24 protein-coding genes are annotated in these 21,580 nt (G+C 37.2%); 7 read left to right on the top strand and 17 right to left on the bottom strand.

Annotated elements, in window-relative coordinates; all coding sequences use genetic code 11:
• Nucleotides 1-37 precede the first annotated feature (37 nt).
• The 3 genes from fabD to WG904_RS06595 all read right to left on the bottom strand — a co-directional run bounded on the left by fabD (nt 38) and on the right by WG904_RS06595 (nt 2,117).
• The gene (fabD, locus tag WG904_RS06605; protein ID WP_339578502.1) at nt 38-916 is read right to left on the bottom strand and encodes an ACP S-malonyltransferase; all 879 of its coding nucleotides are present in this window, start codon (nt 914-916) and stop codon (nt 38-40) included.
• Nucleotides 917-1,059: 143 nt separating this feature from the next.
• Nucleotides 1,060-1,695, bottom strand: a complete 636-nt coding sequence (gene folE / locus WG904_RS06600; protein ID WP_339578501.1) for a GTP cyclohydrolase I FolE — start codon at nt 1,693-1,695, stop codon at nt 1,060-1,062.
• A gap of 11 nt (nt 1,696-1,706) precedes the next feature.
• Entirely contained in the window at nt 1,707-2,117 is a 411-nt protein-coding gene (locus WG904_RS06595) for a 6-pyruvoyl trahydropterin synthase family protein (RefSeq protein ID WP_339578500.1), read from the bottom strand.
• Nucleotides 2,118-2,303: 186 nt separating this feature from the next.
• Between WG904_RS06595 and mqnB the strand changes: the two genes are divergently transcribed.
• Nucleotides 2,304-2,975, top strand: a complete 672-nt coding sequence (gene mqnB / locus WG904_RS06590) for a futalosine hydrolase (RefSeq protein ID WP_339578499.1) — start codon at nt 2,304-2,306, stop codon at nt 2,973-2,975.
• Complete coding sequence (locus WG904_RS06585) at nt 2,972-3,835, top strand: menaquinone biosynthesis family protein (RefSeq protein ID WP_339578498.1); 864 nt, start codon at nt 2,972-2,974, stop codon at nt 3,833-3,835. The genes mqnB and WG904_RS06585 overlap by 4 nt, the downstream gene beginning before the upstream one ends.
• Nucleotides 3,836-3,840: 5 nt before the next feature.
• Here the strand turns inward: WG904_RS06585 and WG904_RS06580 are convergent, their stop codons facing one another.
• The 7 genes from WG904_RS06580 to WG904_RS06550 form a co-directional block, all read right to left on the bottom strand.
• Nucleotides 3,841-4,221 carry a hypothetical protein gene (locus WG904_RS06580; protein ID WP_339578497.1) on the bottom strand — a complete coding sequence of 127 codons (381 nt, stop codon included), beginning with the start codon at nt 4,219-4,221 and terminating at the stop codon, nt 3,841-3,843.
• Complete coding sequence (locus WG904_RS06575; RefSeq protein ID WP_339578496.1) at nt 4,221-5,453, bottom strand: ABC transporter permease; 1,233 nt, start codon at nt 5,451-5,453, stop codon at nt 4,221-4,223. Before WG904_RS06575 ends, WG904_RS06580 begins: the two co-directional genes overlap by 1 nt.
• A gap of 28 nt (nt 5,454-5,481) precedes the next feature.
• A complete protein-coding gene (locus WG904_RS06570; RefSeq protein WP_339578495.1) occupies nt 5,482-6,123 on the bottom strand; it encodes an MBL fold metallo-hydrolase in 642 nt (213 codons plus the stop codon).
• A 44-nt stretch (nt 6,124-6,167) separates the two neighbouring features.
• Nucleotides 6,168-6,743 carry a gliding motility lipoprotein GldD gene (gene gldD, locus WG904_RS06565; RefSeq protein ID WP_339578494.1) on the bottom strand — a complete coding sequence of 192 codons (576 nt, stop codon included), beginning with the start codon at nt 6,741-6,743 and terminating at the stop codon, nt 6,168-6,170.
• Between the two features lies 1 nt (nt 6,744).
• Nucleotides 6,745-7,491, bottom strand: coding sequence for a shikimate dehydrogenase family protein (locus tag WG904_RS06560; RefSeq protein WP_339578493.1), 747 nt, complete (start codon nt 7,489-7,491; stop codon nt 6,745-6,747).
• A gap of 49 nt (nt 7,492-7,540) precedes the next feature.
• Nucleotides 7,541-8,317: a phosphosulfolactate synthase gene (locus WG904_RS06555; RefSeq protein ID WP_339578492.1), complete on the bottom strand. Its 777-nt coding sequence runs from the start codon at nt 8,315-8,317 to the stop codon at nt 7,541-7,543.
• Nucleotides 8,318-8,389: 72 nt separating this feature from the next.
• Complete coding sequence (locus WG904_RS06550; RefSeq protein ID WP_339578491.1) at nt 8,390-9,793, bottom strand: tetratricopeptide repeat protein; 1,404 nt, start codon at nt 9,791-9,793, stop codon at nt 8,390-8,392.
• A gap of 191 nt (nt 9,794-9,984) precedes the next feature.
• Here WG904_RS06550 and WG904_RS06545 point away from each other — a divergent pair, with 191 nt between their 5' ends.
• The gene (locus WG904_RS06545) at nt 9,985-10,449 is read left to right on the top strand and encodes a nuclear transport factor 2 family protein (protein WP_339578490.1); all 465 of its coding nucleotides are present in this window, start codon (nt 9,985-9,987) and stop codon (nt 10,447-10,449) included.
• Nucleotides 10,450-10,756: 307 nt separating this feature from the next.
• Entirely contained in the window at nt 10,757-12,298 is a 1,542-nt protein-coding gene (gene amaB / locus WG904_RS06540) for an L-piperidine-6-carboxylate dehydrogenase (RefSeq protein ID WP_339578489.1), read from the top strand.
• Between the two features lie 81 nt (nt 12,299-12,379).
• On the opposite strand, the gene WG904_RS06535 is transcribed toward amaB, so the two are convergent.
• Complete coding sequence (locus tag WG904_RS06535) at nt 12,380-13,033, bottom strand: GIN domain-containing protein (RefSeq protein ID WP_339578488.1); 654 nt, start codon at nt 13,031-13,033, stop codon at nt 12,380-12,382.
• A 355-nt stretch (nt 13,034-13,388) separates the two neighbouring features.
• Between WG904_RS06535 and WG904_RS06530 the strand changes: the two genes are divergently transcribed.
• Nucleotides 13,389-16,286 (top strand): DEAD/DEAH box helicase, encoded by a 2,898-nt coding sequence (locus WG904_RS06530; RefSeq protein ID WP_339578487.1) that lies wholly within the window; start codon nt 13,389-13,391, stop codon nt 16,284-16,286.
• 50 nt (nt 16,287-16,336) lie between these two features.
• On the opposite strand, the gene aat is transcribed toward WG904_RS06530, so the two are convergent.
• Nucleotides 16,337-16,975, bottom strand: coding sequence for a leucyl/phenylalanyl-tRNA--protein transferase (aat, locus tag WG904_RS06525; protein WP_339578486.1), 639 nt, complete (start codon nt 16,973-16,975; stop codon nt 16,337-16,339).
• Nucleotides 16,976-17,020: 45 nt separating this feature from the next.
• Between aat and WG904_RS06520 the strand changes: the two genes are divergently transcribed.
• Nucleotides 17,021-17,389: a YccF domain-containing protein gene (locus tag WG904_RS06520; RefSeq protein WP_339578485.1), complete on the top strand. Its 369-nt coding sequence runs from the start codon at nt 17,021-17,023 to the stop codon at nt 17,387-17,389.
• Here the strand turns inward: WG904_RS06520 and WG904_RS06515 are convergent.
• Nucleotides 17,382-17,780 carry an META domain-containing protein gene (locus WG904_RS06515; RefSeq protein ID WP_339578484.1) on the bottom strand — a complete coding sequence of 133 codons (399 nt, stop codon included), beginning with the start codon at nt 17,778-17,780 and terminating at the stop codon, nt 17,382-17,384. The genes WG904_RS06520 and WG904_RS06515 overlap by 8 nt on opposite strands.
• Nucleotides 17,781-17,813: 33 nt before the next feature.
• Nucleotides 17,814-18,788 (bottom strand): App1 family protein phosphatidate phosphatase, encoded by a 975-nt coding sequence (locus tag WG904_RS06510; protein ID WP_339578483.1) that lies wholly within the window; start codon nt 18,786-18,788, stop codon nt 17,814-17,816.
• A 141-nt stretch (nt 18,789-18,929) separates the two neighbouring features.
• Between WG904_RS06510 and WG904_RS06505 the strand changes: the two genes are divergently transcribed.
• On the top strand, nt 18,930-19,799 hold the full coding sequence (locus WG904_RS06505) for a diacylglycerol/lipid kinase family protein (RefSeq protein ID WP_339578482.1): 870 nt from the start codon (nt 18,930-18,932) through the stop codon (nt 19,797-19,799).
• A 67-nt stretch (nt 19,800-19,866) separates the two neighbouring features.
• Here WG904_RS06505 and WG904_RS06500 read toward each other — a convergent pair whose 3' ends face one another.
• From WG904_RS06500 to WG904_RS06490, 3 genes are read right to left on the bottom strand one after another with little or no spacing between them, the layout of a single operon-like run.
• Nucleotides 19,867-20,250, bottom strand: a complete 384-nt coding sequence (locus WG904_RS06500; protein WP_339578481.1) for a hypothetical protein — start codon at nt 20,248-20,250, stop codon at nt 19,867-19,869.
• 2 nt (nt 20,251-20,252) lie between these two features.
• A complete protein-coding gene (locus WG904_RS06495; protein WP_339578480.1) occupies nt 20,253-20,804 on the bottom strand; it encodes an energy transducer TonB in 552 nt (183 codons plus the stop codon).
• 8 nt (nt 20,805-20,812) lie between these two features.
• Nucleotides 20,813-21,529, bottom strand: coding sequence for a peptidoglycan DD-metalloendopeptidase family protein (locus WG904_RS06490; RefSeq protein WP_339578479.1), 717 nt, complete (start codon nt 21,527-21,529; stop codon nt 20,813-20,815).
• Nucleotides 21,530-21,580: the final 51 nt, after the last annotated feature.

Raw genomic sequence — 21,580 nt, 5'->3', positions numbered from 1 at the left:
GGCTTAAATTTAACAAATTATCTGGTAAAATCTGTTACTAAACCTCGGCGCTACTTGTTTGTACTTCTCTACTTACTTTTCTAACAAGTCCTTGTAATACGCTACCTGGTCCAACTTCCACAAATTCAGTTCCACCGTCGGCAATCATGTTTGTTGCCGTTTGTGTCCACCTAACCGCACCTGTTAATTGAGCAATTAAATTCTGCTTTATGGTAGCCGGATCTGTAGTGGGCTTTGCATTTACATTTTGGTAAATTGGGCAAATAGGGGTTAGAATAGTCGTGTTTTCTATTGCTTCCTGCAATTCGATTTTTGCTGGTTCCATTAATGGTGAATGAAAGGCTCCACCTACATTTAGCTTCAAAGCACGTTTTGCCCCAGCAGCAGTAAGTTTTTCGCAGGCTTCGTCTATTCCCTCAATGCTACCAGAAATAACAAGCTGTCCTGGACAATTGTAATTCGCTGGTACTACAACATGTTCGATACTCGCGCATATTTCTTCTACCACATTGTCTGCAAGCCCCAAAATAGCCGCCATTGTAGACGGTTGCAATTCGCAGGCCTTTTGCATCGCATTGGCTCTAGAAATTACCAATTTCAATCCATCTTCGAAACTTAAGGCATTTGCTGCAACCAAGGCCGAAAATTCACCTAAAGAGTGCCCTGCTACCATTTCTGGTTTAAAATCGTTACCTAAAACCTTAGCTAAGATAACCGAGTGTAAAAATATGGCAGGTTGAGTTACATTGGTTTGCTTAAGCTCTTCGTCGGTGCCATTAAACATCACGTCGCTGATGCGGAAACCAATGATATCATTTGCCTTTTCAAATAATTCCTTTGCTAACGGATTTTCATATAGGTCTTTGCCCATTCCTGAGAATTGAGCACCTTGCCCTGGAAATATATATGCTTTCATTTGGTTTTTAGTTTGTTCGTTGTTTGGTTTGTTAGTTGTATGATTCTTGCTCAATTTCGTCATATCGAACGCAGCGTAGCGAGGAGATATCTTTCGATAGTTCTCTCGCCGTTTCACTCACTCGAGATGACGATTTTTACTAATTAATGTAAATCTGCCGTAATTAATCTTAAAAATTCCGCCCTGGTTTTGTCGTTGCTTAAAAATCCACCTGTAAAAGCCGAGGTTGTGGTTACAGAATTTTGCTTTTGTATACCGCGCATGGCCATACATAAATGCTTACATTCCATTACTACTGCAACCCCAGCAGGTTGTAGGGTATTTTGAATGCAATCTCTAATTTCGTTCGTTAAACGCTCTTGAACCTGCAACCTCCGGGCAAAAGCATCAACTACCCTGGGTATTTTACTTAAGCCTACAATATGTCCGTTGGGAATATAAGCAATATGTGCTTTGCCAAAAAAAGGTAACATATGGTGCTCGCACATGGAAAACACTTCAATATCTTTAACCACCACCATTTGACTATACTCTTCCTTGAACATCGCCGAACGAAGAATTTCTTCGGGATGGATGTCGTAGCCATGCGTAAGGTATTGCAATGCCTTTGCTACTCGTTCTGGTGTTTTAAGCAAGCCTTCGCGCTCTGGATTTTCACCAAGCTGGCTTAAAATATCTTTATAATGAATAGCTACCGATTCGATTTTCTTTTCATCGTAACGGTCTATTTTTTGGTATCCCAAAAATTCATCATCATATTCATGTATATCGTTGTTCATTCAATTTAAATTTAACCCAAATATTCTACAAAATTATTTTCAGTTTCGTACAGTTTAATGCTGTGCAATTGGGCACCACTTTCATAGATAAGGGGATATAGAATGTCCCAAATGGCAATGGCTAAATTCTCTGTCGATGCTAATTTATCTTTCATAAAATCGACATCAAGGTTTAGATTTTTATGATCAACTTTATCAATTACATTAGCATTAATAATTTGTTTAAGCCACTTCAAATCAACCAAAAAACCTGTTTCTGGATTAATTTCGCCTTTAACTGTAACGTAAAGGTTGTAGTTATGACCATGCCAATTTGGATTGGCACATTTACCATATACTTCTGTATTTTTATCTTGGCTCCAATCGTTCCTAGATAATTTATGTGCAGCATTAAAGCTTTCGCGGCGCGTAATATAAATCATGATTATAGAATTATGAGCAAATATACGGAATGGTTTTAATTGGTTACTGGTTTTTCGCTATTTGGTTGGGGGGTTATTGTTTTATTGCTAAATTTGCTGAGGGTGTTGGCATTAGCGCATAAGCGTAGACTATCTGGAGCAGGGAAGCTTTGGCACAAAGAAAATGACTAATGAACTATTGAACGTATGACCGAACAAACCAACAAACCAACAAACCAAAAAACTTTAGTTGTTGCCGCCACATACGAAGAACTTTTACCAACGTTTTCGCATTTTGGATGGCCAAAGGCTAACTTTGTTGAACAGCCATCTTACGATGTGCTGATTACAGGGGTGGGCATAACGGCAACTGCATTTGCGCTGGGCCAACGGCTAAACGATTCTTATGGTTTTGTTTTAAATGTTGGCATTGCCGGAAGTTTCAACAAAGAAATTGAGCTTGGGAGCTTGGTTAACATTACAGAAGATACTTTTTCAGAATTTGGTGCCGAAGATGGTCATCATTTTATACCTATTGATGAACTTGGCTTTGGCAAAAGCGTACATCTTTCAAATCTTACTACAGAAAATAATTTAATTACGAATATAATGGTAGTAAAAGGCATTACTGTTAATACCGTTCATGGTAATGCTGATCGAATTAAGCAACTTCTCGAACGGCTACCTGTTAGCACAGAAAGTATGGAAGGTGCAGCCGTTTTTTATGCCTGTGAGCAACTGAATATCCCTGCCGTACAAATTAGGAGCATCTCTAATTATATTGAGCAAAGAAATAGGGAAAGCTGGAAAGTTGGATTGGCTATAAAAAACTTAAACGAATGGTTAATCACATATCTTAATACTAAATTTACAGCATGAAGCTTAGCTTAGGTTTTTCGCCCTGCCCCAATGATACATTTATTTTTGATGCCTTAGTCCATCACAAAATAGACACAGAAGGTTTATCGTTCGAGGTTTCTTATCACGATGTAGAAACGTTAAATCAAAAAGCGATGCATGGCGAATTGGCCATTACTAAGCTTAGTTTTAATGCTTTTGCACATGTAATAGACAAATATGCCTTATTAAGTTCAGGTAGCGCATTAGGGTTTGGTGTTGGCCCTTTACTAATCTGCAAGGCAGAAAATCAAGCGCGCATGAATACGTTGCTTGGACAGGCTCAGGATGATAAAATTAAATTGAAAACTGGAATTCCAGGCAAATACACCACCGCTAACTTCTTATTAGGCATAGCTTATCCTCAGCTAATTCATAAAGAGGAAATTATATTTAGTGCAATCGAAAATGCTTTACTTTTAGATCAAATTGATCTCGGGTTAATCATTCACGAAAATCGGTTTACCTATGAAGAAAAAGGTTTAGTGAAAATTTTAGATTTAGGAAATTATTGGGAACAATTAACAGGCTGTGCCATCCCTTTGGGCGGAATTGTAATTAACCGAAACATCGATGTAAGCTTACAGCAGAAAGTAGAACGATTGATCCGTAAATCTGTAGAATTTGCCTTTGCTAATCCAAAATCTGGAATTGAATTTATTCGTGAACATGCACAAGAAATGGAAGAGGCAGTAATGTACAAGCACATTGAATTATATGTGAACCAATACTCGATTGATTTGGGTGAGGAGGGTAGAAATGCGATCGACAAGCTATTTAGCATGGCAAAAGAAAAAGGAATTATTCCAGTGTCTACAGAAAGCATTTATGTTCAGTCCTAAATCTCCTAAGGCGAACAAGGCCCTTTTGGTATTTCCTTGCTAATTTTAAGTAATTTGGTAACCACCATTGTCGAATCGTAATGCGCGGAGGCAGCAAACGTGTCGGATTTAATAAAATGATATTCTGCCTCAATATAAACTGGCAAATAAGGTTTTTCGAAGCCCAAATTGTGATAGGCTAACTCTAAAGTTTTTGCACTATCAGCAACCCAATATTCCTTTCCATCTTCACAGCGTGTAAAAGTTTTTACTTCTGGACCAAAACTATACAAACCTTTTGCGATTAGAATTCTTGTTTCTTCTTTGGTTTCTTTTTTATCATTTGTACAAGCTGCTCCAAAGAGAAATAGGACAAAGAGAAATAAATTTTGTTTTTTAAACATCATTATAGGTCTTGATTTAATTTATCTATTCTCTTAACGCTTAAACTTGCTGCTAAAGTTGAAGCAATTAAAGAAAAAACACTAACGGTTACAAATACTAACGCAAAATCACTCCATTTTAATCCGATTGGATAGGCATTTGTGGCAAGTATGGTGGCCTCACCCATTTTTGCGAAGCCATATTGTTGTTGTAGCACGCAAAAAACAAAACCAACAACCAGGCCCAATATACAACCAGATAGGGTAATCATCATCCCCTCAACCAAAAAAATTCGTTTAATTAGCTTTTTGCCAGCACCTAAGCTATTCAAAATAGAAATGTCTTTCAATTTTTCGATCACCAACATGGTTAATGAACCAATGATGTTAAATATAGCAATAATCACAATAAAAGTGAGAATGATATACACCATCCATTTCTCCGAACTCAGCACATTATATAAAGCCTGATTTTGCTCAACTCTATTCTTTACTACAAAAGCATCGCCCAAAGCAGCTTCAATCGTCTCCTTTAAACTGGCAGCATCCTCGTTCGCGTTTAAATTAATTTCGATAGATGAAATTTTATTTTCTTCCCCAAATAATTCTCTGGCAAAAGACAAAGGTACAATAGCTGTATTATCAACATCTTGCTGTACTTCGAAAACACCTGCTGCAGAAATAGCTAGTGTTGTAAAATCATCCATAGGATTAATTGAGGGTGCTTTTAATCCTTTTTTTGGAGAATAAATCTGTAATTTATCAAAGGGGTCACTGGGATTAACATTTAAGTACGCCTGCAAAGCGGACCCAATAATGGCATTCGGACCCGCAGCATTCTGCAGAACAAATTGACCTTCTACTGTAATGCTATCCAAACTACCATTCTTCAGAAAATCGTTGCTTACGCCTTTTACTAGGGCTGGCGTTTGTTTATCCTTAAACAAAACTAATGCGTTCTCCGATAAAACTTCGGTATAAGAATAGATGCTTTTGTTTGCTTTTAGCTGCTGAAAATAGACCGTATTAGGATCAAAGGTTTTTCCTTTTGCAGGTGTAATAAGCAATTGTGGCGTAACAGTGTTGATCATTTTTAAGACAACATTCTCGAACCCATTAAAAACCGATAGGATAATAATTAATGCGGTGGTGCCTACAAAAACACCCAATACCGAAATTGCCGAAATAATATTAATGGCATTAGTCGATTTTTTTGCCAAAAGATATCTTCTGGCGATGTATAGGGCTGTATTCACGCTCAAAGATAATTAGTAAATTTGCTAATTAACTAATTAAAAATGGGTTATTCATTTTTTCAAACCCAATTGTTGTAGATGGCCCATGCCCAGGAAAAACTTCGCAATCGTTTGGCAGTTGAAAAACCGTATTCTCAATGCTATCGATTAATTGTTGGTGATTGCCACCTGGCAAATCGGTTCTACCTATGCTACGATAAAACAAAACATCACCCCCAATTAAAAAATTTTCTGCTTGGGCATAAAAACATAGATGTGCTGGAGAGTGACCTGGAGCGAAAATTAAACTCAGCATGCTATTGCCAAAATTAATCGTCCCAGTTTCAGGCAGAAAAAATTCGGGTTCTGGAGAAAGCTCATAATGCATTCCCATTTGAGGTGCATAACCTGCAACCGCTTGTAAAATATAAAGTTCGCCCTTATGGAATTCTGGTTTCAAACCCCAATTATCGAATACAAACTTATTCCCGAGTACATGATCGATATGACAATGGGTATTTAATAACCGTTCGGGCTTTAGATTTTGTGCTTTAATAAAGGATACAAGTTCGTTTTGTTCGGCACCAGTGTACATTCCAGGGTCGATAATCACGCAAGCACCACTTTCATCGTACAATACGTAGGTGTTTTCTTGGTAAGGGTTAAATGTAAATTTTTTTATGTTGATCATCTTGCTAATTAATACGCTTGTTAGCTAATTTACATATTAGCCAATCATTTCTTCCACTTAAACGTTTCTATCATCCTATCGATATCTTTTTTTATAAATTTTATAATTGGCTGAATGGAATCATATTTTGGAGCTTCGTTAAAATAAAGCGCTCCCCTAAAATAATGTTTTGAACTATCGGTTAAAAAGAATTGCACTGCTGAAGCGGTGTTTCCCTGAATTTCGTAATAAATACCGTAAACTTTCTTATCAGGATAATTAATGATCCGTTGATCAATAGCACTTGCTTTGACAGTATGTTTCATGGCAAGAGTTCTAGCTGCCTCGGTCATTTTGTTGTAGTTTTCTGCTGAAAATACACCATGATAGGTAAGGTGTAATCGACCATTAAATTGAGGAAAGTCTAAGTTGTTCCAATACGGCTGTGCATTTCTTTCGGTATCTTTTACCATTTTTGCATAGGTGGGGTACTCGAACGTAAATGGGGCATCTGAATTGTACGGTATATATTTTTTTGCCGGAAATTTAAGACGGAAATAACCTTTTGGTTTAGGTGTATCTACCTTTCCATCTGTACAGCCAATGGCAAGTATCAGTAAAAACAAGCCTAATTTTTTCATACTATGTATTCCATATCTCCCAAGAACGCTCTGCCTGAAGATATAACATTTCTAGTCCGTTCTTAATTTTAGCCCCTTGCTCTTTTGCTTTGGTTAAAAATACAGTTTCGTCAGGGTTATATACCAAGTCGTAAGCCAAATGCAGGTGGTTAAGGTATTGGTAAGGTATGGGTGGATAAGTTTCTAGATTTGGCGACATACCAAGTGGCGTCGTATTAATCAATAGTTTATATTCGTTTAATATGTCTTCTGTTAGCTCATTATACTGTAGCGTATTTGAGGTTTGCTTTCTTGATACAACCTGATAAGGAATACCGAATTGGTTTAACACATATTTAACTGCTTTTGACGCTCCACCATCACCAAATACTAAGGCCTTTTGATGATGTTTCTCTAGTGAGGGTTTTAGTGATTCTGCAAAACCATACGCATCGGTATTATAGCCCTTTAGTGAAATTCCTGAATCACTTTGATGAACACGAATACAGTTCACCGCTCCAATTTTAGCGGCTGCATCATCCAGTTCATCAATAAAAGGAATTACTGCTAATTTGTGTGGGATCGTTACGTTTAATCCGCAAAGCGATGGATTTTCATTAATTAAGCCTAAAATAGACTCGGCGTTTTCAACCGGAAACAACTCATACGTGCAACCTGCAATCTTTTCTTTCTCAAACTTCTCTGAAAAGAACTTTTTAGAAAAGGAATGAGATAAGGGGTAACCGATTAAACCGAAGGTTCTTAACATGCATTTTGCTTTATTAGGCAATTATTGTATCTTGTTTATTTTCTATTACCTATTCACCAAATTTTTTCCCTTTCAAAAAATAATCAAACGTATCGCCTCTTAGCCCTAAGCGAATGGTTTCTAAGGGAATAACTTCTGATGGAGCTATATTTCCTAAGTTCACATTTGTGCCTATTAGTTTAATAAACCATACTTGTTGTTCTTTTTGTGGAGCTTCCCAGATAATTGTATCTTCAGGTATTTGGGTTAAAATCTCATCAACCAACCCTTCTCTTACTTCTCCGGTACCACGGTAAATTCCTACGTTGCCACCTTCACGAGCCTCGGCAATTACTTTCCACGAACCCGCTTCAATTTCTGCTTTCATTAAAGCAATCCATTTATAGGGTGCAAATATCTTGGCGGCATCTTTTGAACCAACTTCAGAAATTACAGTAACTTGCTTAGATAACGTATTAATAAACTCGCATTTTACATCGTGATCAATATCCATCGATCCATCAGATACTTCGGCATACTCCATCCCAAACTCGTCTAACACCCTTCTATAATCGTCGAACTGGTTACGAATAGCAAAAGCTTCAAATAATGTTCCCCCAAAATAGGTAGGTATTCCTGCACTGCGATAAAGTGCCAATTTCTCTTTTAAATTGGGGGTTACATACGAAGTAGCCCAACCTAATTTTACGATATCTGTATGTACGCCAGCAATTTCTATAAAATCTTCAACCTGTCTCAGACTTAACCCTTTATCCATTACCATTGTTAAACCGCTTTGACGGGGCTTAACTGGGCGCTCTGGAATATTATTTAATTTATAATTCATTTGTTTGTGTTAACCCTATGGGCTTCATATATCCTGCAAAGGTTATAAAACTCTGCTATTTTTTAAAATATTCTATTTAATATATTTGTTAATGACATCGATAATTAACCCATTGTCTTGCAATTGAGGCAGATATTCGAATAAAATATAATGCTTCTCGGGGTCAGTAGTAAGCGCCGTTTCTAAATAAGTTATAGCATCCTTGCCTTCGCCAAGTGCGAAAAGATAAGCCACCATTCGGTAATATAGCTCTGCAGCATCAGGATTATTCTTAATCGCATCGGCTATCGTTTCTGAAGCCTCTATCAATTTGCCTTGTTCGTACAATACCGTCGAAAAATCGAGCCAGGCTTCAACATCGAGCGGATTATACTCTAAAACCTTGTAGTAAGCCTCTACCGACTGCTCAATTTGCCCTAGTTTATAATAGGCATCTGCTATAGCGAACCAAAAATCAGGATTTTCTGCGTCCAATTCTAAAGCCTTTTTATAAAAATGAAGCGATTCGAAGAAGCGCTCTTCAAAATTTAAGGTTACCCCAATTCCAAACCAAGCATCGGCCATTTTAGAATCCATTTTGACCGATTTCTTGTAGTAAGAACGGGCTTCGTCCATTTGCTCAAGCTTTTCGTAGCACTCTCCAATTGCACAATAGGTATCTGCATTTGGCTGCTCGTACTCAAAAGTTTGTTTGTAAACTTCTATCGCTTCCGCATATTTATCGAGCTGTACCAATGCATTTCCTTTGTTATAATAGGCTGATGCGAAGTTTTCCTTAATCAAAATGGCATAATCATAAGCATCGATTGCTTTCTCAAATAAATCCATTTTATGGAACGAATTCGCCAAATTATACCACGCAGCATACGAATAGGGATCGTTATCAATATATTCTTGATAAAATTGAATACTTTCTTCTTGTTTATCTAAAATATCATAACAAAAAGCCAACTCGTACAAACCGTCTTTATTCTCCATGTTTTGCTCTAAGCTGCGCTTGATGTAAACAATCGCGCTCTCATAATCGTGCATGTTTTGATACACATAGGCCATTTGTAATAAAATCTCGTCGGTAGTTTCGGCAAGTGTTAATGCCTTTTCAAAATTTTCGAGTGCCTCGGCATGTCGTTCTAAATTATGATAAATGTTTCCCCGAAGCACATAAATATCGGCTTCAGAAGCTTCTAACATTTCTGCCTTTTCTAAGGCCGCAAAAGCGCTATCAACCTGATCGGTAAACAACAGCAATTGCGCTTGCTTGATTAAAAAAATTGCAGCGTAGGGATGCTGACTTAACGCATACTCTACCACCTGTAAGGCTTTAACAGGGTCGTTTTTATCGATGTAATTATCAATTATGTACTCAAATGCTTGTGCATCAAAGAAATATTGATCTTGATTACGAATCATTTCTTCGTAACGTTCAATCGAGTTTTGTGCATCTTTACTAAAATCAAATTCAAATTCTTCTTCCATTTCTCAAGTATTTAAAGAACATCTCCAATTAATTAATAAATACAATATAAGTTTACGTTTTTCTATAGCCGCTTGTATGGAAAAATTTTCCACATCCACACATCTTATCTGTTAATTCATTAATAATAAAGTTCTTATCAACTATTTGCAAAATAACATATATTTAATCTTAAATCAGTAAAATTCAAGTCATGAAACAGCTATTCATCTTATTTATTATTTTTTGTACGGGCATCGGCCAGGTAAATGCTCAATCAGCTCTTGCTGAAGAAAACGCAGTTAAAGCAACTATAAATGCCTTGTTCGATGGCATGCGGACTTCGGACACCATCATAATTAGAAAGGTTTTTACCTCAAAAAGCATCATGCAAACCATTGCCATGAGCAAAGAAGGTAAAGCATCGGTGCGATCAGAAAGTGTAGATGGATTTATTAAAAGTATTGCTGCTCCACATCCCCAAAAATACGATGAGCGTATTGTGTTTACCAAAGTGTTAATTGATGGAAACCTTGCGAGCGTGTGGACTGATTATAAATTCTATATTGGTGATAGGTTTAGCCATTGTGGTGTAAATTCGTTTCAGCTTTTTAAGAGTGAAGAAGGTTGGAAGATTATTTATATCATTGATACGCGAAGGAAAGATAAGTGTAATTGAGTTGTAAGAAATCGTTCTCGGATGAGTATAGACAACATGCCAAACTCATTCGATGATGTATTATTGGTAAAGCTCCTTAATTTTTTGTTGCTTTGTACCTATAGATTTAAACATCAACGTATGAAATAGCCATGTGCCGAAACGCACAAACACAAATGAAGATACATGGCGTATTCCATATGAAAAATAACAACAATATAATCTACATATGAACCGACCATGATTAAAGAATTATTAAACACACAAGGGTATGATTATTTAATCATGGTAAGGAACATCTGACCACTAAAAACAAAATTATAAACAGATGAAAACAGATATAAAAGCTATACTAGAGCAGTTAGGGATTGAAGCGATGAATCCTGCCTACAGTACAGGTGCAAATTGGGGCACTACGGGAAGCGAAAAACAAATTGAAAGTAGTTCTCCAGTAGATGGGCAAAGAATTGCTTCAGCCTATACAGCTTCTAAAAAAGACTATGATTTAGTTGTAGAAACGGCACAAAAAGCTTTTTTAGCATGGCGTACAGTACCTGCACCTAAAAGAGGCGAAATGGTTCGTCAGTTTGGCGAGGCTTTACGTGCTAATAAAGAAGCGCTAGGTACTTTGGTCTCTTACGAGATGGGTAAAAGTTTGCAAGAAGGATTTGGCGAAGTGCAAGAAATGATAGATATATGCGATTTTGCAGTGGGTTTGTCGCGCCAGCTATACGGTTTAACGATGCATAGCGAACGGCCAAATCATAGAATGTACGAGCAATGGCACCCACTTGGTATTGTGGGCATCATCTCTGCCTTTAATTTTCCGGTGGCAGTTTGGGCCTGGAATACCGCTTTAGCATGGGTATGCGGTAATGTTTGCATTTGGAAACCATCAGAGAAAACACCTTTAACAGCAATTGCTTGCCAACATATTATTGAAAAAGTTTTAGCAGCGAATGAGGTTCCAGAAGGTGTTTCGAATTTGATCATTGGCGATCGCGAAATTGGCGAGCTTTTAAGTCATGATACTCGTATTCCATTGGTTTCTGCAACGGGTTCTACCCGAATGGGGAAAGCGGTGGGTGCTGCAGTTGGTGCACGTTTAGGCAGAAGTTTGTTAGAACTAGGTGGAAACAATGCCATCATTATTTCGAAAGATGCAGATTTAGATATGTCCATCATAGGGGCTGTATTTGGCGCAGTTGGTACTGCCGGACAACGCTGTACCACTACACGTCGATTAATTATCCACGAAAGTGTCTACGATACTTTTGTGGCAAAATTGGTAAAAGCCTACGGACAATTACGCATTGGCGACCCATTAGATCAACATAACCATGTGGGTCCGCTGATTGATACCGATGCCGTAGGAAACTATTTAGATTCGATAGCAAAATGCAAAGCAGAAGGCGGCAATTTTGTAGTAGAGGGAGAAGTGTTAGAAGGCGAAAATTACACTTCAGGTTGTTACGTAAGACCGTGTATTGCAGAAGTTAAAAACGATTTTAAAATTGTGCAGCACGAAACCTTTGCCCCTATTTTATATCTTATCAAATACAGCACACTCGAAGAAGCAATTGCACTGCAAAATGCCGTTCCACAAGGATTATCATCAGCTATTATGACCTTGAATTTAAGAGAAGCCGAATTATTCTTATCTACACAAGGTTCAGATTGTGGCATTGCCAATGTGAATATTGGTACATCAGGTGCCGAAATTGGGGGCGCTTTTGGTGGTGAAAAAGAAACAGGTGGCGGCAGAGAAAGCGGATCAGATGCCTGGAGAGCCTACATGCGGAGGCAAACGAATACGATTAATTATGCAAACACTTTGCCTTTGGCGCAAGGAATTAAGTTTGATTTATAATTTAAAAGCTTTTTCATCTGATGCGCTAAAAAAGAGAGCTCCCGATGAAAATCGGGAGCTCTCACTAATATGTTGGGTTTGTTATTTTCCAATTTCGGAAATGCTCATTGATGATAAGCTCTCTAACGTTTGTTTAACAGGTTGTTTTTTTGCAATAACCGGATTAGCAATGCTGCTTACTGAAGAACTTACTGCTGCAAATTGGTTCATGCTCATTTTAGCAACTGATCCTAAAACCGCTGTATGATCTTCGGTAGTACCGCTTAAAGTTAAGCTTGCGCTATCTTTTACCGAAGTAAACAAGCTAATTGTGCTCGCATTGATAGCAGCAGAAGCTTTATCTTTTAACAGCACGTCTAAGCTTAAGAAACTAACTTTACCAAAAGTTTTTACTGAAGCGTTATCCGAAGCTTGGATAGACGAAAGGTTGTTCACATAAATCGCAACTTTTAACGTCTCTTTTTCGAAAGAGCTAATTCTTAAAACTCCTTGTTCTTGTTGCACTAATGCATTTTTTGAATAGTAGCTATCGTATACTTTTACACTTTCTGTTGGGGCTTGAATAATGAATACCTCAACGTTTCCGCTAACTACTAATTTGTTGATGTTTTTTACTTGGTTTAAAATGGTAACTGTGTTTGTGTTTTTTTGCTCATCTGTTGAAGCAAATGCAGAACTAGTTAACACTACTGTTGTTAAAACTGCTGCGATTAATGATTTGATAGAAGTTTTCATGTCTTTTATATTTTAAATATTTTGTTTTTATGTTTTGCCTGCCGTTCCTTTTGGCAGGTTTCGTAAATAAGACGACAATAGAGGCAAAAGGTTGCACTGACTTTCAGGCTTTTAGACCATGAGCAGGTAACCATAGACGAACGGCTGTATTTCTTCGACGAACGGGAAGAGAAAAATTAACACCGCTTCAACCGCCTATTTATCCGCCTCATTAAAATACACGGTAAAACATTTTGGAATGAGCCGTAAAAAATAAATCTTACAAAAGTTTACATACAGTTTGAATACACAACTTTTTGATGTAAGTTTAGAATTTTTTAGCTGCTTACCTTTTCTTTCTTTTAGCCTTTAACCAATGTTACGCGTAAATAGTTCCGGTCCCTGCAGAATTGTATATTCCTTATGTAAGCATGAGTTTTTGGGTTATTTAATCGAACCGCACATTGTTCAGCTAAATCCACAGGGCGATTTTTCGTTAACCTACCAACGTTTATTTACGCATACAGCTAAAGAATTTGCTAAACACTTATCCGAGGTCGATTTTAAATTAATTAAAATCCTGGACGAAACTGAGCAAGATTACATCATTAAGAAATACCATAAAAAGGCGATTCGTCCGTTTGAGTTCTTCAGTAAGTTTTACGACGAGAAATTTTATGATACTGTTCGTCCTAAAATTGAAAAAAAACTTGCTGAAGTGCTAGAAACGCTGAAAATTAAGGATGGACTGTATTTAATGGACAAAGATGGTTGGCCCGCAGAGCGTAAAATCGATTTAGCTACTGAACCTGCAACGGTACTTTTTCATTTCAGAAGAGGTGAAACCGAAACGAGGTATTTCCCAACCATAAAGTATCAAGGCCTGCGTATCGATTTTATGTTTAAAGATGCACAGGTAGTTTGTAATCAGCCCGCCTGGCTTTTATTGAACGATGTACTCTACTTCTTTGAACAAGATATTGAAGGCAAAAAACTAATGCCTTTCTTAAACAAGCGTTACATCACCATCCCCAGAGCAACGGAAGATGCCTACTTCGAAAAATTTGTAGGTCCGCTGATTGAAAAATATCATGTATACGCCGAGGGCTTCGAAATTAAAACTGAAAAGCACGACCCCACATCCGTTCTGAAAGTAATTTATGTAGACGGTGGTATCTCACAAATTCAGCTTTATTTTAAATATGGCGCTTATGCTTTCGCTATGGGCAACGAACATAAAGTTACGGTTCGTTTAAGCAAGGAAGACGACAATTATACATTTACTCGAATTAAGCGCAATAGCGAGTGGGAGAAACAAAAATTTGGTTTCCTATTAAGTTTGGGTTTAAAGAAAATAAGTGCCATATTTCATCATTTAGAACTGCCCAATTTAACTGAGAATGATAATCCATCGTATGCCATTATTACTTGGGTGAATGAACATATCGAACTTCTCCAAGAAAATGGCTTCGAGATCGAGCAAGCAAGTTCAGGTAAGCGTTTTGTATTTGGAACAAATAAAATTGATTTCGAAATTAAAGAAGATAATGATTGGTTTGATATTAATGGCATTGTCTATTTCGGAATTCACCCCATTCCATTTATATCCTTAAAACAACATATACTCCATAAAAAAAGAGAATTTATGTTGCCCGATGGAGATATTGCTATTATTCCCGAAAAATGGTTTACACAATATAGTAGCTTATTTAGCCTGGCAGATGGGAACAAGGGACTTAAACTTAAAAAGCACCATATTGGCTTAATTAATGATTTGGCAGAAGATAGCTTAGCCAATGTTACATTGGACAGAAAACTGCAGCGTTTAAACGATTTCGAACACATTGCCGACACCAACATGCCTGTTAATTTCAAGGGCGATTTAAGACACTATCAAAAGGCCGGATACAATTGGTTTAGTTTTTTGCGCGAATACAATTTTGGCGGTTGCTTGGCTGACGATATGGGCTTGGGTAAAACCATTCAAACCTTGGCGATGCTGCAAAAACTAAAGGAAGAAGATGAGCAAAATGGAACGCATAGCACTTCGCTCATTATTATGCCAACATCGCTCATTTATAACTGGTTAAATGAAGCAAAAAAGTTTACACCAAAGCTTAAAATCCATGCGCATACTGGCACGTTTAGAAATAAAGATGTGAGTCTTTTTGCTAAATACGACCTGATAATTACCACTTATGGTATTACAAGAGTTGATGTAGAAGAGATTAGCCATTTTTACTTTAATTATATCATATTAGATGAAAGTCAGAACATAAAAAACCCTTCTTCTAAATCGTTCAAGGCGGTGCGCATGCTAAAGTCGAGGCATAAATTAGTATTGAGTGGTACGCCTGTTGAGAATTCGGTAGGCGATTTGTGGACTCAACTTACATTCTTGAATCCTGGTTTATTGGGTACACAATCTTTCTTTAACGAAGAATATGTGCAGGCCATAGAAAAACGAAAAGACGAAGAAAAAGCGCGAAAATTACAGGCCATTATTAAGCCCTTTGTATTGCGCCGTACCAAAGAACAGGTTGCTGCCGAGCTACCCCCTAAAACAGAACATATTTTCTATTGTGATATGAGCGAAGATCAGGCTGCCTATTACGAAAAAACCAAATCGGCCTATAGAAACGATTTGTTAAGCAGCATGGATAACGGAACCTATGCAAAAAAACAAGTGCAATTATTGCAAGGTTTAACAGCATTGAGACAATTGGCCAATCACCCTGTAATGATCGATGAAGCGTATACTTCTGATTCGGGCAAGTTCGAAAACGTGATGCATACCTTAGATAATGTATTAAAAGGTGGGCATAAAGTGCTTATTTTTTCACAATTTGTAAAGCACCTGAACATCTTTAGAACCTGCTTAGAAAAAGAAGGCATTCCTTTTGCCTATTTAGATGGAGGAACAAAGAACCGAGGTGAGATTGTAGCCGAATTTCAAGAAAACAAAGATTTAAAAGTATTTCTAATTTCTATTAAAGCTGGCGGAGTTGGTTTAAATCTAACTCAAGCCGATTATGTCTTTATCTTAGATCCATGGTGGAACCCTGCAGTTGAGCAACAGGCTATTGATAGAACGCACCGAATTGGTCAAGACAAGAAGGTTTTCATTTACAAATTTATTTCGAAAGATACTGTAGAAGAAAAGATACTGGCTTTACAACGCCGTAAAAAGTCTTTAGCTAATTCACTGATTACTACAGAAGAAAGCTTCTTTAAATCGTTAAGTAAAGATGATATTAGGGAGTTGCTGAACTAATTGTGAGTTATGAGATTGGGCGCATAATACAAATCGCTAAGTTTTTTGTTTTAATGGGCCTGCATCAGAATTTTAGTATACTCTTCTCTACTGATCATTTCTGCTCCCATGCTCATTAAATGACCATTCGGCAACTGGCAATCGATTAATCGGATACCTTCCTTTTGCGCTAAATAAATCAATGCTAATTTAGAGGCATTACTTACTTTGCTAAACATGCTCTCACCACAGAAAACAGATCCAATTTCAACACCATAAAGTCCGCCAACCAATTCATTTCCCTTCCAAACTTCTATACTTTTGGCAATGCCCTTTGCGTTTAGGCATATATATGCTTCTGTCATTTCGGTGGTTATCCAGGTACCATCTTGACCCACTCTTGGCGCTTTCGCACAGTTGTAAATTACATCGGCGAATGCTTGATTTTCGGTAATCGTAAAGTCGCCGCGTTTTATTATTTTATTCATGCTTTTGCTAATGGCAATCCGCCCCGGAAAAATAACGCATCGCTCGTGTGGCGAAAACCATAAGATGGGGTCGCCTTCGCTAAACCACGGGAAAATACCATTTTTATAGGCTAAAAGCAAGCGTTCTGAGCTTAAATCTCCACCAATGGCTAATAATCCATCATCTTCTGCCAAAGCAGGATTAGGGAAGATTAAAGAATCATCAAGCAGTTTAAAAATCATGAATGGTGTACTGTAACAACTTTTAGCAGTTGATGTCTTAAAAGTATGAGTTTTATCGGAAATATTATCTGGATTATCTTCGGAGGAATCTTCATCTTCTTTCAATACATTTTTGGGGGCTTAGTGTTATGCCTTACCATTGTTGGCATCCCCTTTGGAATTCAATGCTTTAAGTTTGCCATTGTAGGTTTAGCTCCATTTGGTGTTAAAATAACCGATACGTCATCAAATATTGGTTGTTTATCGACGATTATGAACATTATATGGCTCGTATTCGGCGGAATCTGGATTGTACTCACGCACCTCTTGTTTGGCTTACTATTCTGCATCACCATAATTGGTATTCCCTTTGGTTTGCAGCATTTTAAGTTGATGAATTTAGCCTTTTCGCCTTTCGGGAAATCAATTAGTTAGTTTTATTGAATACTAGCATCACTACACCATCTTTCATCAACGTTAATTTATTACCGTCAACATTTCCAGAATTTACAGCTTGCAAGTCGTCTAGAAATTTATTTTCCGCCTCTGCAACCTCGGTGCAATACATTTTTGTGCCAACGATTTGACTAAATTGTAAGGCATTACCATTAAAAGTAGCATTGCCCCCATAAGTGTTACAAAATGATTTTCCACCAATTTTGTTGCCATCGCTTAGGTTTAACGTGGCTTGAGCATTGGAAGGAATAGTTTTACCTGGCCAGTCGATTAATACCCATTTCGAGTTGGTTTTAACAGCCTTATCGAGGTCTTTAGCACATGAACTTAATCCGACAACGAATAATAATGCAAAAAATATGTTCTTCATGATTAATGATTTTAGGTGATATAAATATAAAACTTAACTCACAATTAATTTAATTCTTTTTGAATGTGCTATTGCTTCATCACTGTGTTCAAATAAGCAGGTAGAAATTCCTTTTTCTTCAATTTGAGCCAATAAGCTCTTCGTTATTTCTTGTTTTTCGGGTCGTACATTTCTAATGTAGATAGCCGTTATATTTTTACTATACTTCTCGGCAATGGTTTGATAAATGGCTGGGTCTTGCTGAGAATTATCGCCAAAAAAAACAAACTTCTGATTCGGAAAGGCATCGATAATACGCATTACCCTTAATAGTTTTCCTTCATGGCCGGTTTTTCCTGTTTTAATTAAATTCTTCCATCGTTTTAATTGATTTAATAAGAACGTACCTTCTGGCAATTCATTGTATCGAAAGGTTTCTACTAAATAATCGTATAGGTTCCATTCGCTGCTCGATACGTAAAAGAATGGGTTAGGTTGGTCTATTTTTGTATGTGCATTTGCCAATAACTGATAATGATTTTTAAGCGATTCAAAGGTTTTCCGGGTTCTAGGGTTTTTAATAAATAATTCTCTTAACCTTTTAATGAACCGGGCCGAATAAGATACCATAACCGTATCGTCTATATCAGAAATAAACGCATATTGCGTGATGTGGGGAACATAAATCTTTCCCTCTGCTGTTGCTATTACTTCATTATTAGCTTCAAAAGCCTCTACTTTTACATCGTGCCACCCTGCTTTTATCTCATTCAATGCTTTCCATTCAAATTTAAAGAAGCCATCGTATTCTGCCTTTTGTTCGATAATTTGTGTATAAAAATGGAGTCGAACTTTAGCAAAGGGATAAGGTTTAACTACAAAAAGTTTAAAAAGATGAAGGATGTTTACAAGGAGATTGTTGCTGAAGATTTGCGCCGTTTTTGCCTTGAATTTAAAAACATGGCCATACACGACTAAATTATGGGTATGTCCATAACCATGATATACTTTTACGCTTGCATTACCCATAATATAATTAAAACAGATTTAGGCGCTTGTTGTTTGTATGTTGTGAACCGAACACAATTAAAATACTTATAAACATACGGTGAATGAATCTAAATCGTGGTGAGCTCCATCCGACCGACAAAAACAATAAATTATTTACGGATGAAATCTAAAACGCTAAAGTTGCTCTATGTAGTAAATCCTGGATCAGGCAAGGGTGAAATTAATTATACAACAGAAATTACTGCTTTTTTTAAGAAAAGAGAAGAACATATCGAGATTTATGAATTGCCAAGCAATTGCAGTCTCGAAAAATTAAAAGCCGCGATAAAAAAATCAAATGCAGATCGAATTATTGCTGTTGGTGGCGATGGCACTTTAAAAATGGTTGCCGAGTGTGTAGTAAACACAGAAATGCCCCTCGGAATTATACCTGCAGGATCGGCAAATGGAATGGCAAAGGAGTTGGGAATTCCTCTTGAATTGCAAGATGCGATTGAATTAACCACTGCGGGTAAACTCGAGAAAATTCATGCGGTAATGGTGAATAAAGAACTGTGCATTCACTTATCTGATATTGGTTTTAATGCCTATTTAGTTAAAAAATTTGATGATTTACCCACACGAGGGATGAAAACGTATGCTAAGGCAGCATGGCATGCATTTTGGAATCACCGAAAAATGGATGTTTCGTTCAAGGTTGATGGAAAGATCATTAAGCAAAAGGCGGCCATGGTAGCCATAGCAAACGCCACTAAATATGGAACAGGATTAGAGATAAATCCTGATGGCAAACTAGATGATCGTTTATTTGAAGTGATTATTGTGAAGGAATATGCTGTTATGGAAATCATTAAGATTTGGATTAGCAAATTGCCTTGGAATCCGAAAAAGATTGAAAGCTATCAGCTTTCAGAATTGGAAATTAAAACAAAACATAAAGTGCATTTTCAGGTAGATGGCGAATACCTTGGCAAGGTAGATCGGGTGGTGGCGAAGATTATGCCTAAAGCACTAACGGTTATAGTTTAAGGGTGGAATTATCCCTACTTCTTAAGATTCGAGATTGTCTTTGGAAGCATATAGCATGATTTAAAAATTACTTCGCCCTATGTATCTTTATCGTTAAATACAATCGGATAACCTCCGCAACAAAACACGCCTTAAACAATATATCGTATAGTGTATCATTAAAAACTTCGAGGGCTTCGGGTATCAGCGTAATAAAACCTACAGAGAAAACCCACAAGTAAAGTCTAAAAGGAAATTGAATATAATAGAGTACAAATCCGTATTTTTTTTCTAAAAATAATCCAATCGCACCCATTAGAATAAGAATAAACATTGGTACCATTAGCATGTGGCGTACCTCTTGCGAAGGCTGTTCGGGAAAATTACTGGTTAGAAATGCCCATATTTGCCAGCCTAAAAGCAGCAATGAGATCGTATCTAGAAGTACAAGAGAGCGGAGCGTAAAGCGCATAATTAGTTAATGGGTTTAGCAAGTAGGCGATTTAAATATTCGTCATCAATTCCTAAATCTGATCTAAGCTTTAAGATTTTTGATTCTTCGACTGCGTTAAACACGCCCTTTTGCTTATTTCGATAAAAATTAACGATCACATTTATTAGTTCAGCCTCCACTTTATATGCGCTAATGGCCTTTGCTATGGCATACTTATCTTTTCGCTCGCAATCGTAACCCTTTAACGTAAAATTAATAGGAACGAGCACCAATGTGGATGTATCGTGATCTAAAGGAACATTCCATTTACCACTACTTAATTTAATTAACCGCAGCGCTTCATCATCCAGGTCGGTCCCTATCCCATTCGTAATGGTGGCGTAGTACACTTCTCCCTTTTTATTTAATTTAAAGCCAATGTCTACTGTACCTTGAATACAATTTTGTAAAGAGTAACGGGGATATACGATATTCTCTTTTAGAAATACACTTAACCCTCCCTGCAATTGGGGTTCTTGCGCATAGATTCCAATAGATAGGCAAACGAGAAATGCAGTTAAGATATTCACCATCCTTAAATTTACGTATTTTTATTTAATGTTGGGCCAAAGTTCGCAGCTAAAACAAGCGCTGGATCTGCACAATTCTGCAAAAAACTTTCTCTTTTAGAAAACTGACAAACTCCAGGGTAATCCCCTTTTAAGCCTTCCATATCAAAAATCAGTTGAAAATGCAAGTGCGGGGGCCAATTGCCGTTCTCTTCTCTAACGCCAAAGCAGCAGAATTGTTTCCCTGCTGGGATAACTTTCCCCTCAGCCAAACCATCAAGCGATGCTAAATCGAGGTGACCATATAAGCCAAATACTTCTACATCCTCTAATTGATAGTGTAAAATTATAGTTGCGCCATAATCGCCGAAGTTGTCGTTAAACTTAAAACTATGCACTTTGGCTTCATAAAAGTTATAAACAGGTGTGCCTGCTGCCCCCCATATATCTATTCCTAAATGAAGTCTCCGAGGTTCTTCATTGGCGTCGAAATGCTCGCTTCGACTGTAGATGGTTCGATGCTCATTGTATCCACCAATGCCATATTTGGCTTTATTTTGATTTAATTTATCCTCGACCCAGTTCGAAAAAGAATCGGTATCGTTTAAAATCGTTGGCGTTAATTCGGTATTTGCTGCAGTAAAATCGAAAGGCAATAACGTATCAGTCGCTGGATTAAAATCGACTACTTTCCCGATTTTATTTAACGGATTAGTTAAAAATTCTTGCAGTTTTTGTAGTGAATTCATCAATAAATACAAATAATTTAAATACGCTTATTTTAAACATTACGAAGTTAA

This window comes from Pedobacter anseongensis, assembly GCF_037482965.1.
Classification (GTDB): domain Bacteria; phylum Bacteroidota; class Bacteroidia; order Sphingobacteriales; family Sphingobacteriaceae; genus Pedobacter; species Pedobacter anseongensis.
The sequence above is the reverse complement of the archived record's forward strand: the minus strand, read 5'-3'. Positions and strand labels throughout refer to the sequence as shown.

What these genes read in the sequence shown, in the direction of transcription:
- fabD (WP_339578502.1), bottom strand. Translation starts at nt 916, where the DNA reads ATGAAAGCATATATATTTCCAGGGCAAGGTGCTCAATTCTCAGGAATG.
- folE (WP_339578501.1), bottom strand. Translation starts at nt 1,695, where the DNA reads ATGAACAACGATATACATGAATATGATGATGAATTTTTGGGATACCAA.
- WG904_RS06595 (WP_339578500.1), bottom strand. Translation starts at nt 2,117, where the DNA reads ATGATTTATATTACGCGCCGCGAAAGCTTTAATGCTGCACATAAATTA.
- mqnB (WP_339578499.1), top strand. Translation starts at nt 2,304, where the DNA reads ATGACCGAACAAACCAACAAACCAACAAACCAAAAAACTTTAGTTGTT.
- WG904_RS06585 (WP_339578498.1), top strand. Translation starts at nt 2,972, where the DNA reads ATGAAGCTTAGCTTAGGTTTTTCGCCCTGCCCCAATGATACATTTATT.
- WG904_RS06580 (WP_339578497.1), bottom strand. Translation starts at nt 4,221, where the DNA reads ATGATGTTTAAAAAACAAAATTTATTTCTCTTTGTCCTATTTCTCTTT.
- WG904_RS06570 (WP_339578495.1), bottom strand. Translation starts at nt 6,123, where the DNA reads ATGATCAACATAAAAAAATTTACATTTAACCCTTACCAAGAAAACACC.
- gldD (WP_339578494.1), bottom strand. Translation starts at nt 6,743, where the DNA reads ATGAAAAAATTAGGCTTGTTTTTACTGATACTTGCCATTGGCTGTACA.
- WG904_RS06560 (WP_339578493.1), bottom strand. Translation starts at nt 7,491, where the DNA reads ATGTTAAGAACCTTCGGTTTAATCGGTTACCCCTTATCTCATTCCTTT.
- WG904_RS06555 (WP_339578492.1), bottom strand. Translation starts at nt 8,317, where the DNA reads ATGAATTATAAATTAAATAATATTCCAGAGCGCCCAGTTAAGCCCCGT.
- WG904_RS06550 (WP_339578491.1), bottom strand. Translation starts at nt 9,793, where the DNA reads ATGGAAGAAGAATTTGAATTTGATTTTAGTAAAGATGCACAAAACTCG.
- WG904_RS06545 (WP_339578490.1), top strand. Translation starts at nt 9,985, where the DNA reads ATGAAACAGCTATTCATCTTATTTATTATTTTTTGTACGGGCATCGGC.
- amaB (WP_339578489.1), top strand. Translation starts at nt 10,757, where the DNA reads ATGAAAACAGATATAAAAGCTATACTAGAGCAGTTAGGGATTGAAGCG.
- WG904_RS06535 (WP_339578488.1), bottom strand. Translation starts at nt 13,033, where the DNA reads ATGAAAACTTCTATCAAATCATTAATCGCAGCAGTTTTAACAACAGTA.
- WG904_RS06530 (WP_339578487.1), top strand. Translation starts at nt 13,389, where the DNA reads ATGTTACGCGTAAATAGTTCCGGTCCCTGCAGAATTGTATATTCCTTA.
- aat (WP_339578486.1), bottom strand. Translation starts at nt 16,975, where the DNA reads ATGATTTTTAAACTGCTTGATGATTCTTTAATCTTCCCTAATCCTGCT.
- WG904_RS06520 (WP_339578485.1), top strand. Translation starts at nt 17,021, where the DNA reads ATGAGTTTTATCGGAAATATTATCTGGATTATCTTCGGAGGAATCTTC.
- WG904_RS06515 (WP_339578484.1), bottom strand. Translation starts at nt 17,780, where the DNA reads ATGAAGAACATATTTTTTGCATTATTATTCGTTGTCGGATTAAGTTCA.
- WG904_RS06510 (WP_339578483.1), bottom strand. Translation starts at nt 18,788, where the DNA reads ATGGGTAATGCAAGCGTAAAAGTATATCATGGTTATGGACATACCCAT.
- WG904_RS06505 (WP_339578482.1), top strand. Translation starts at nt 18,930, where the DNA reads ATGAAATCTAAAACGCTAAAGTTGCTCTATGTAGTAAATCCTGGATCA.
- WG904_RS06500 (WP_339578481.1), bottom strand. Translation starts at nt 20,250, where the DNA reads ATGCGCTTTACGCTCCGCTCTCTTGTACTTCTAGATACGATCTCATTG.
- WG904_RS06495 (WP_339578480.1), bottom strand. Translation starts at nt 20,804, where the DNA reads ATGGTGAATATCTTAACTGCATTTCTCGTTTGCCTATCTATTGGAATC.
- WG904_RS06490 (WP_339578479.1), bottom strand. Translation starts at nt 21,529, where the DNA reads ATGAATTCACTACAAAAACTGCAAGAATTTTTAACTAATCCGTTAAAT.